Origin of the sequence: Mangrovicoccus sp. HB161399 (assembly GCF_013184745.1) — a bacterium.
Taxonomy (GTDB): domain Bacteria; phylum Pseudomonadota; class Alphaproteobacteria; order Rhodobacterales; family Rhodobacteraceae; genus Mangrovicoccus.
The window spans coordinates 1-10,010 of the sequence record NZ_JAATVU010000126.1 but is presented as its reverse complement, the minus strand read 5'-3'; the positions used below and the strand labels follow the sequence as shown (position 1 = coordinate 10,010).

9 protein-coding genes are annotated in these 10,010 nt (G+C 70.6%); 8 read left to right on the top strand and 1 reads right to left on the bottom strand.

Features of this window, described 5'->3' with window-relative positions:
* Positions 1 to 798 precede the first annotated feature (798 nt).
* Positions 799 to 2,346, bottom strand: a complete 1,548-nt coding sequence (locus tag HCC78_RS30365; protein WP_172332485.1) for a winged helix-turn-helix domain-containing protein — start codon at positions 2,344 to 2,346, stop codon at positions 799 to 801.
* A gap of 131 nt (positions 2,347 to 2,477) precedes the next feature.
* Between HCC78_RS30365 and HCC78_RS30360 the strand changes: the two genes are divergently transcribed.
* The 8 genes from HCC78_RS30360 (at position 2,478) to ppk2 (ending at position 9,582) form a co-directional block, all read left to right on the top strand.
* Positions 2,478 to 3,080 carry a DUF1326 domain-containing protein gene (locus HCC78_RS30360; RefSeq protein WP_172332484.1) on the top strand — a complete coding sequence of 201 codons (603 nt, stop codon included), beginning with the start codon at positions 2,478 to 2,480 and terminating at the stop codon, positions 3,078 to 3,080.
* The gene (locus HCC78_RS30355; RefSeq protein WP_172332483.1) at positions 3,080 to 3,874 is read left to right on the top strand and encodes a DUF2182 domain-containing protein; all 795 of its coding nucleotides are present in this window, start codon (positions 3,080 to 3,082) and stop codon (positions 3,872 to 3,874) included. Before HCC78_RS30360 ends, HCC78_RS30355 begins: the two co-directional genes overlap by 1 nt.
* Before the next feature lie 600 nt (positions 3,875 to 4,474).
* Positions 4,475 to 4,783, top strand: coding sequence for a hypothetical protein (locus HCC78_RS30350; RefSeq protein ID WP_371743961.1), 309 nt, complete (start codon positions 4,475 to 4,477; stop codon positions 4,781 to 4,783).
* Positions 4,784 to 4,827: 44 nt separating this feature from the next.
* Positions 4,828 to 5,577 carry a hypothetical protein gene (locus HCC78_RS30345; RefSeq protein ID WP_172332481.1) on the top strand — a complete coding sequence of 250 codons (750 nt, stop codon included), beginning with the start codon at positions 4,828 to 4,830 and terminating at the stop codon, positions 5,575 to 5,577.
* A 112-nt stretch (positions 5,578 to 5,689) separates the two neighbouring features.
* On the top strand, positions 5,690 to 6,082 hold the full coding sequence (locus tag HCC78_RS30340; protein WP_172332480.1) for a hypothetical protein: 393 nt from the start codon (positions 5,690 to 5,692) through the stop codon (positions 6,080 to 6,082).
* 124 nt (positions 6,083 to 6,206) lie between these two features.
* Positions 6,207 to 6,455: a hypothetical protein gene (locus tag HCC78_RS30335; protein WP_172332479.1), complete on the top strand. Its 249-nt coding sequence runs from the start codon at positions 6,207 to 6,209 to the stop codon at positions 6,453 to 6,455.
* 193 nt (positions 6,456 to 6,648) lie between these two features.
* Positions 6,649 to 7,539, top strand: coding sequence for a transglutaminase family protein (locus tag HCC78_RS30330; protein WP_172332478.1), 891 nt, complete (start codon positions 6,649 to 6,651; stop codon positions 7,537 to 7,539).
* 1,242 nt (positions 7,540 to 8,781) lie between these two features.
* A complete protein-coding gene (gene ppk2, locus HCC78_RS30325) occupies positions 8,782 to 9,582 on the top strand; it encodes a polyphosphate kinase 2 (protein ID WP_172332477.1) in 801 nt (266 codons plus the stop codon).
* The last annotated feature ends 428 nt before the right edge of the window (positions 9,583 to 10,010 follow it).

Here is a 10,010-nt window from a genome sequence, read left to right as displayed (position 1 = left end):
CTGCGCCGGCCCCGGATGCCCACCATGGCACCTTCGATTCTCCCGGAACAAAGGGCTCCCCCCAACAGGCTCCTCTCCTGACTCAGGGGGCATCATTTCGTCCGGCTCTAGCAACTCGCCGGGCCACGGGGTACCCCGCCATATGGCTGTCCGCGGCCGGACCGCCGGAACTGAGCCGCGCGGGGGGCGCTGCGGGCGGGTCCGGCCTGGCAGCCCGAAGCGGACCGAAGGCGGCAGTCCGGCCGGAGCCGGCAGGACTCCGAGCCTGGCGCGCGGGATGGATGGTCCCGGCGGGACGCGCCGGATGCAGGCCGGCGATCCCCTTCCGTGATGTTCCGCGGCGTGGGCGGCCCGCCCTCCATCTGCCGCTTGGCCGGAGCGGGACAGGCCCTGGCCGCTGGCGCGCCGGTGCGGACCATGCCCGGGCAGGCCCGGTGCCAAAGACGGAGTGTTCGCGTCAGCCGCGTGATATCTCGGTGCAAGTCTGCGGCCGGAAATGGCGGCCGCCTCGTTCCGCAGTGCCCTGCGTGTTTCGAACGCCTGCGGTTCGCCCGGACGGATTGCAACGCGGACACTGGCAGGCTGGCCGATCGGCGGCTGGACGGAAATTCTGGCACGCAACCGTCCCCGCGTCCTGCCGGGGGATCGAAAACGGCCGCCCTCATGGCGGCGGGCGATGCGGCGTGCGGGCGGGACCCGCCAGGTCCCGCACCGGGCCGGCCGTGGCGCGGCCATGCCCCCGGCTCCGCCAACCGGACCCTCAGGGCAGCGCGAGACGGTCGCGGCGCGCGACGGATGTCACCCCGGCAGTCCTGCCTTGCGGAGACCTTCGGCGAGATGGACGAGATCCGCGTCGCAGGCGTTCCATTTCGATATCTCGTCGATGGGAGACAGGCCCTTGCGGAGCGCGCCAATGCGCGCCAGGGCTGCGGCGGCGCCCTCGCGGCCCAGCTGGCCGAGCGCGGCCGCCCGGAGCAGGTGGCTCCAGTAGAAATCGGGCATCCCGACCCGCGCGACGTCGATCAGGACCGCCTCGTAGTCCCGCCGGCTGTAGTGACGGCGCGCATTGGCGAAGTGGTACCAGCCCGGATGCATCGGATTGAGGAGCCGCGCCCGGTCGGAATAGGCGACGCCGCGCCCGTAGTCCCCGGCAAAGGAATAGTAGTGCCCGGCCTCCGCCAGTATCTCGGGGTCGTTCGGGTTGAGGCCGACCGCCCGCTGCATTTCCGCGTCGAACTTGTCGTTGTCCCTGCAGAAGAAATGCGTGATCGCCAGCCAGCAGCGGGCATAGGCGCTTTGCGGGTCCAGCTCCGTTGCCCGGATGGCCGCCGACAGCGCCCGGCCGAGGGGATCGGGACACGGATTGGCGCCGAACCGGTATTCCGCGAGGTAGACATTGGCCAGAAGCGCATGTGCCTCCGCATAGCCCGGATCGAGCGCGACGGCGCGCTCCAGCAGGCCGCGCGCCTCGGCGTGCTCCGCGTCGTCGAGGCTGCTGGTGTAGCGCCGGGCCCGCAGCAGGCAGCCGTAGGCGTCAAGCTCCGGCGGGGATTTCAGCAGGGCCCGGGTCAGGCCGGCATCCTGGATCCGGACCCCGAGCGCGGCTGCCACCATGCGGCTCATCTCGTCCTGCACCGCGAACACGTCGATCGCCTGGCGGTCGTAATGTCCGGCCCAGAGGATCACTCCGGCCGCGGCATCGGCAAGCTGCACCATGACGCGGAGCCGGCCCTCCTCGTTCCGGACGCTGCCCGAGACGATGAAGCCTGCGCCCAGCTGCCGCGCGATGTCGACCGGCGACATCGCGCTTGCACGGAAATGGAAGGCGGTGCCGCCGGCAAAGACCTGCAGTTCGCGGAACCGCGCGAGATTGCCGATCAGGTCCTCGGCCATGCCGTCGCACAGGAACCTGTCGGTACCGGCGCTGGCCGGCCTGAAGGGGAGCACCAGCAATTTCGGGATCCGGGCCGGCGAAAGGCCGGAGATGGCGGGCTCCGGCGGGCCTTCGGACGGCGGTCCGGGGGCCGGGCAGTCCGCGGTGCATTCCACCGTCGCAACGAAGCGGAACCCGCGGCGCGGCACTGTCCGGATGCAGCTCTGCCCGGCATTGGCGTCGCCCAGCACATGCCGCAGCGCGAATATCCGGCTGCTGATCGTCGTGTCGGCGATGGCGCGCCCCTGCCAGACGGCCCCGGCCAGGTCATCCCGCGTGACGATCCGGTCGCGGTTCTCGATCAGGCACAGGAGCAGGTTGAACACCAGCGGCTCCACCGCAATGACCTCGCCGTCGCGGCGCAGTTCGAACAGCCCGGTATCCATGGCGAAGCGGCCGAATGTGTAGATCATCGCGCCTCCGTTCCGTTCGTGACGCAGAAATCATGGGGCCCGGAGCTTTCCCGGATGCCCCCGGCAAGCGGCGGAGACCGGAAAAGCATACCGTGGCGGGCAGCCATGCACCAACCAAAAGGAAAGCGCCGATGTCCTGGTCCCTGGAAGGCACGTATTTCGAGAGCTGCAACTGCGACACTGCCTGCCCCTGCCTGTTCCTCAGCCCGCCGACGCAGGGCGACTGCACTGCCCTTGTCGGCTGGCACATAGAGACGGGCGAGCATGACGGCCTGCCGCTCTCGGGGCTGAATGTCGCCCTGGCGGTCCATTCGGAAGGTCCGATGCCGACGACGCAGTGGACCGTCGCCGTCTATGTCGACGAGCGCGCGGACGAGGCCCAGAATGCGGCGATCGTGCAGATTTTCGGCGGCCAGGCGGGCGGCCATCCGGCGCGGCTCGCCAGCCATGTCGGCAGGATCGCGGGCGTGCGCCAGGTCCCGATCGAGTTCGCCGTCCGGGACGGCCGCCACAGCCTCAGGATACCCGAGATTGCCGATGTCGAGATCGAGCCCTTTCCCGGCCAGGACGGGGGACCGGTCACGGTCCGGGGGCACCCCCTGTGCATCGCGCCGGGATTTCCGGGAACGATCTCGGCGGGCAGGCACCTGACCTACTCGGATCACGGCATGACCTGGTCGCTGACCGACAAGACCGGGGTGTTTTCGCCCTTTGCCTACTCGGACCGGGACTGATGGCGGACGCGGCCTCCTCCGGGACGGCGCGGGCCGCGCCGCTAGGCCTTGCCCGCGTCCTGGCGGTTCCGGCGGCGATGGCCCTGCTCGCCTGGGGATGGCTGGCGCTGATGATCGGCGACATGGCGGCAGTTCCGGGCATGGCGGAGATGATGATGGCACCGCGGACGCTCACCGCCGGGATGCTCTGCGGGCTCTTCGTCATGTGGTCGGTCATGATGGCGGCAATGATGCTGCCGACGGCCCTGCCGATGATCCTGGCCTATGCGAGGATGCAGGTGCGGGACCGGCAGGAGGGCGCGGGCTGGCAGTCCGTCGCCGCCTTCGCGCTTGGCTACGTGATCGTCTGGACCGGCTTCAGCCTCGCCGCGGCCGCCCTGCAGGCGGTGCTGACCGCGCTGGAACTGATGTCTCCCGTGATGATGAAGGCTTCTGCCCCGGTATCGGGCGCCATCCTGGCCGGGGCCGGGCTCTACCAGTTCCTGCCGTTCAAGAGGGCCTGCCTGGGGCTGTGCCGGTCGCCGCTGGGCTTCCTGATGACGCGCTGGCGCCCCGGCGCCGGCGGGGCCCTTCGCATGGGGCTGAGCCATGGCGGCCATTGCGTCGGCTGCTGCTGGGCCATGATGGCTGTCCTGTTTGCGGTCGGCGTGATGAATACCGCCTGGATTGCCGGTCTGACCGCCCTGGTGCTGCTGGAAAAGCTCGCGGGACGCAGCAGGCCCGTATCTCAGGCGATCGGAACCGGCCTCGCGGGCCTCGGGCTCTGGATCCTGTGGAGCGCATCGGGCCTGTGACCGCCGCATGCCGGTCCCGACCGCGCAGCGCCGGCTAGCCGCGTCCCGGGACTGCAGGCGGCCTGCTCCGGCACCGGCCGCCGGCATGTCCCGGTCCGGCCTCGTCCCAGACCTCCCGATGCGCGTGCCGGAGCCCGATCCTGCCAGCCGGAACGGTTGGCGGATGGGGCGGCCCCGGCGGCGGCGCAGGCTTCGTTCGGAGCGGTCCGGCCGGACTGCGGGACATGGCCGCTGCAGACGCAAGCTTGACTTTTGCCTGCGCAAGCTCCAGGTCAGATACAGCGCCAACGCGGAAATCCGCACATCCCGGCGCGCCCTCCAGATCAACATGACTTGCACCGGCGGACCGGTCCTTCTGGTCGGCCCCTACGCAATCGAAGCGGCGACCGACCGGTCCCGGAGCCAGGGCATGGTCCCGGCTCCCTGCCGCCGCGGTACGCCCGCGATCACCAGAAGCGATTTCGACGGGGGACATGCCTGGCTCCAGGCTGTCTTCCCGGACGAACTGCATAGCGAAGCGGCGCTTGCTCCGCAGGAGGACCCGACATGAACAGTCCCGAATGGACAAAGCCCGGCAATTGCGGAGCGTCCGCGGGTGCCGTGGCCGCCAGCATCAACGGCTTCGACCGGGGAGGCCGGGCGGTCGTCGGAACTGCACGCGGCATGGCGCCGGAATTGTCCCGCGCCGCCGCCGCCGCGGCGATGGTGCCTGTCTGCCCGGAAATGGCCCGGACCGGTCCGGAACGCGCGGCGCGGATCTGGAAGGCCTCCCGGCGGCGGGGGGCGCCTATCGAGGCCGGCCGGCCGACCGTGCCGGGAGCCGATGCGCCCGGCCGGGACATCGCGCTGGCGAGCGTTGCGGCGACCGCTGGGATTGCGTCCCCGGACGCCATGGCGGGCAAAGGATGAACCGGGCCCTACAGATGGCTTCCCCGATGAGACGTCCTGCGGGGATGGCCGCCGTTGCATGCGTCGTCGCGTGCATGGCATTCCCGGCCGCGGCGCGGGACGGCACGGGACCTGTGCCCGAGAACGCCGTGCCGCTCGGCTATGGCGGCGGGTGGAACTGCGCCCTGGGATACCGCGTGGACGGCGCGCGCTGCGCGGCCCTCGAGATCCCCGAGAACGCCTATGCGACGGGGCGGTCGTACGGCCCGGGCTGGGCCTGCCGGCGCGGCTTCCAGGAGGCGGACGGCGAGTCCTGCGTTCCGATCCCGGTTCCGGACAACGCGTTCCTGGAGTCCGCCGGTTTCGGCTGGCAGTGCAAGCGGGGCTTCCGGCGGGACCGGGACACATGCACCCGGATCGACCTGCCGTCCAATGCATATCTGACGGATGCGCTGGCCGGCCCCGGCTGGGCGTGCGACCGCGGATTCGCGGCCGCTGCAGGGGAGTGCGTTCCGATCGAGGTTCCGCAGAACGGCTATCTGACGAATTCGGACCGCGGCAGCGGATGGGCCTGCGAGCGGGGGTTCTTCGCGACGGACCGGGGGTGCGAGGCTATCGACGTTCCCGAGAATGCGTTTCTCGACATGGACTCGCGCGGGACGGGATGGCGCTGCGAGCGCGGCTACGCCGTCTCGCACGAGTCCTGCGTCGCGATCCAGCTGCCTGCGAACGCGCATCTCGACCGGACCGGCAATGCATGGCGCTGCGACCGCAGCTTCCAGCTTTCGGACGGCGCGTGCGTCCTTGGGCGGTAGCGCGTCCGGAGCCTCCCCCCGCCGGGCACCGACCTATCCTGCCAGCACGGCCGAGACCCGGGCTTCCCTTTCCTCGGGGAGCCCCAGACACCAGTTTTTTGGGAAAACCGATATGACCACTACGAACAAGACCACAGCCGTCTTGCGGCGCCAATTCCAGCTTCCGAGTTTCGGCGAGACCTTTCCCCCGGGCGAATACGAGGTCGAGACACGGCGTCCGGAGCCTGCCGACCGGACCGATCCGGCAAGCTGGACGGCGACCGTGCTCCTGCGGCCCCATTCCCGGGACCATCTTCCCGGCCTGAGCCGGACGCTTGCCGTTCCGCTGGCCGAGCTGGAGGCGGCTGCCGCCAGTGACACGCCCACCGCCAAGACGCTCGGCGATTTCTTCCGCGAGGAGATGCTCGCCGATCCCATGATACGCCGCGCCATTGAGGCCGCTAGGATGCAGCCGCATGAGCCCGGCCCCCGCAGCGGAAGCGCGCGGCCGGGGATAGGAGAGTGACGCTGCTGCCGGGCGGATGGCTTTGCCGGGTGCCGCGGACAGGCGCCGCCGCGGGGGTGCCGGCGTGACCGAAGCTCCGATCGATCTCGACGGCCGCAGGACCGCCGCGGGACAGCGCGGGGCCATGCTGCGGCGCCTGCCCGCGAACAGCCCTTCCCGCCCGCAAATGCCCGGCGGGCCGCAGGACGCGCATCCCGTCGATGAATTGCCGGAGGCGCCCGCATGGGCGTGGATCGAGGTCGCCCGGGCGCGGCGGTTCCTTGCGGAGCGCCATGCGGCGACGCCCGGGGCGGCGGATGGCCGGAGCCGGGAACTCATGGAGCGTGCCCTTGGCGGCATGGACCGCCCGGGGAAGAGCGGGGAGCGCGAATGACGGCAGGGCCGGATAGGGCGGCCGGGCGGAAAGAGGCGGATGCGTCAGGTGCCGGTCGGCCTTCCGGAGCGAGGGGGGCGGCCAGCTTCTCCGTCCGCGGCGCAAGGCAACGGCGGAATGGCGCGCGGCGGACCCGCCGGGCAGCGGCCGGGGCCGGCGCCGCTCCGGCTGCGGGAACTCGTGAGGCGAGCCGATGCCATCCGTAACCATCACGCATGCCACCAGCTATCGCTACCGTTCCGCGGTTTCCCTCGGGCCGCACAGGCTGATGCTCCGGCCGCGGGAGACCCGGGATCTGTCCCTGGAGTTGTTCGAGCTCGAGATCTGGCCCCCGGCCCGGGTCGACTGGTCGCACGACGTCGCGGGCAACGCCATTGCGACGGCCCGCTTCGATGCGCCCTGCGACAGGCTCGCGATCCGGTCCCGCACGCGGGCTGTCCTGCGCGCGCCGGTCTGGCCGGTCTTCCCGATCGCGGCCTCCGCGGCGTCCTACCCGTTCGCGTATTCCCCGGACGACCGGATCGACCTAGGCGCCCTGGCCGCGCCGCAATACGAAGACCGGACCGGGCGGCTGCAAAGCTGGGCGCGCCAATTCGTCATGGGCACGCCGACGGACACGCTCTGCCTGCTCAAGGATCTCAGCAATGGCATCACTGCCCGCATTTCCTACCAGAGCCGCGAAACGGAAGGCACGCAGGGACCTCTGGAAACCCTCGACCGGGGATGGGGATCGTGCCGCGACTTTGCCGTGCTCTTCGCCGAAGCGGTCCGGACGCTCGGCTTCGGGGCCCGGATCGTCTCGGGCTACCTGCATGATCCGGCCGCGTCGCTCACCGGGTCCGCAGGTGCCGGGTCGACCCACGCCTGGGTCGAGGTCTTCGTGCCGGGGGCAGGCTGGATTCCCTTCGACCCGACCAACCGGTCGGTCGGTTCGGCCAATCTCGTGCCGGTCGCCGCGGCAAGGAAGATCGAGCTGGTCTCGCCGGTCACCGGCAGCTTCACCGGCAGAAGCTCCGATCTCCTCGGCATGGACGTGGCAGTCAGGGTGGACACCGGCACGGGCATGTGGTCCGGCCCGCCTTGACCGGGAGGACATGGCAGTCCTTGGGCCTCCGGCGGCGGCAGATGGCTGCGGCCTTGGGCCGGGCGCCGTGTCCGCCACATGGGGTCGCGTCGGCGGGCCATCCGCATCAATTCCGCCGGAACGGGGACCGATGTCCCGGCCGCACCGCCCGGCTGCCCAGGGACGCCGGAACCGCGGTGGCGCTGGCCCGGCAACGAGTTGCATGCGGATTGCGCCGGAGGACCGCGGAGAGCTGCCGGTGCGTGCTTTGCTTGCCGGCGGCCCGTCCGCCGCAGGTTTTCTCCATGGGACGCTCGTCCCGCGATGCCAGGCGCCGGTCGCGGCCGGAGCGGCCCCGCTGCCCGAGCCGGTGTCCTGCCGCTTGCCGTAGGTCCCTGGCCGCGTTCCGGGACCGGGCACGCAAGGCGTTTGACCAGTCAAGGACCTGCCCGCAGGCTCCGTTCCCACGGAATTCCCTTTGCACCGCGCTTTCGCGGCCTGCATGGCCTGTTCCGCCCTGGTCCTGTCGCCATCCACCAACATTTGAGGGCCCCGTGCCCGATGCCGAAGGCGCGGCATAGATCGGCCGGCAGTCCGCGCTGGCCGCGTCCGCCGCCAAAACGGCGCCAGTTCGCAGCGACTGCAAGCCGGGCAGGCGAGGGCGGATTCAGGCGCTCCATGCGCACCGGGAAGAGGGACGCTCCGGCTGCGGTTGCGCGCGCCTGCGGTGATGTCGCCGGGCGAGGACGGAACGGGCAGGGACATGAAATCCGCGACTTGGCCGGGACGCAGCAGCGATGGCGCGATCAGGAGCCATGCCAGGGGTGCCGCCGACAGCATCGCCCGACCGCCGTCCGGCCCGGCAGGCGCAAGCAGTGTGGCTGCGACGGAGGCGAGCGTCCGCCTGGAGCCGGCGCTCGGCAAGCGTCGGCCGGACGCGGACGATCATGGCAACGACGGCCATCCGGATCCCGGCACTGACCGGAAGGCTGGCCGCTGCTGCGCAGGCCGTCGCCCTGGACAGGACGACGGCAGCAGCCGTGTGTCCCGCCAGGACATCCGGCCTCAGTGCGGGCATTGCGTGTCCCTTGGCGCGACGGGTCTTCCGCGCTGGCATTGCATGGCAAAAGAGGAATATGGTTTCCGGTGAAATCTGGCAGCGGCGAAGCGGGGCCTCGGGCATCGCGGCGGCCGGGATAGGCTTCGGATCATGGCGGATCGGGACGGTCGCGCCCGCCGCCCATTCAGTTGGAGGAGCGCGAGATGGGCAAGAAGAAGTCCGGCAAGTCCGGCACCGCCAGGGAAAGCTACGATGACGCCCTGAAGCGGCTCCAGGTGGAGATTTCCCACCTGCAGGACTGGGTGACGAAGACCGGCGCGCGCATCGTCATCGTCTTCGAGGGCCGCGATGCCGCGGGCAAGGGCGGCGTGATCAAGCGGCTGGTCGAGCGGGTCAGTCCGCGCGTCTTCCGGGTCGTCGCCCTCCCGGCGCCTACCGAACGCGAGAAGTCCCAGATGTACATCCAGCGGTACATGGCGCATATGCCGGCGGCCGGCGAAGTCGTGATATTCGACCGGTCCTGGTACAACCGGGCGGGGGTCGAGCGGGTCATGGGCTTCGCGCCCGAGGACACCGTGAGGAACTTCCTGCTGCTCACGCCCGCCTTCGAGCGCGTCATCGTCGAGAACGGCATCATCCTGCTCAAGTATTTCCTCGATGTCAGCGAAGAGGAGCAGGAACGCCGCTTCCGCCAGCGCATCGACGATCCGGTGCGGCAATGGAAGCTCAGCCCGATGGATCTCGAGAGCTACCGCCGCTGGTGGGACTATACCCGCGCCTACGGCGAGATGATCTCGGCAACTGACAGCAGCCACGCGCCCTGGTGGATCGTCCCCTCGGACAACAAGAAGAAGGCGCGGATCAACTGCATCTCGCACATCCTGAACTCGATCCCCTATGAACCCGCCCAGTACGTGGAGCCCGATCTCGGCAAGCGGCAGAAGCGGCCGAAGGATTTTGCCGAGGACCCGACGCCCCGCAGGCTGGTCCCGGATATCCACTGAGCCCGGGCGCGGCGGCCGGGCACGGCAGCGGCGCCAGGTTCCCCGCCGCCGGTGACGCGTCGGCCAGATCCCTCTGACGGGGGCCGGGGAAATGGGGCAGGAATGGCAGGCCCTCCGCCACCGGCATCGCGAGGCCTGCCCGGGGCAGCTCCGGGAGCAGGAAGGAGGACCGGAGCCGCGGTGCCGCCTGCCGGAAATTGCCGCCCCGAAGCGGCGGAACTTGGAGGCCGGGCCACAGCCCGCGGCACCGCAGGGCGCTTGCCCCTTCCCACGCTGCCGGAACGCGCCGAGAAGGCAGGTACCCGAAGGCCATATCCGTTCGGCCGGACCTTTTGGCAGGCTGCCGACATAGCCGTGCGGGCGGAACGGTTTCCGCCGTGCCGGACGGGCTGCGCAACCTCCCGGCCTCTCCCGGCCTCGCGGCGTTG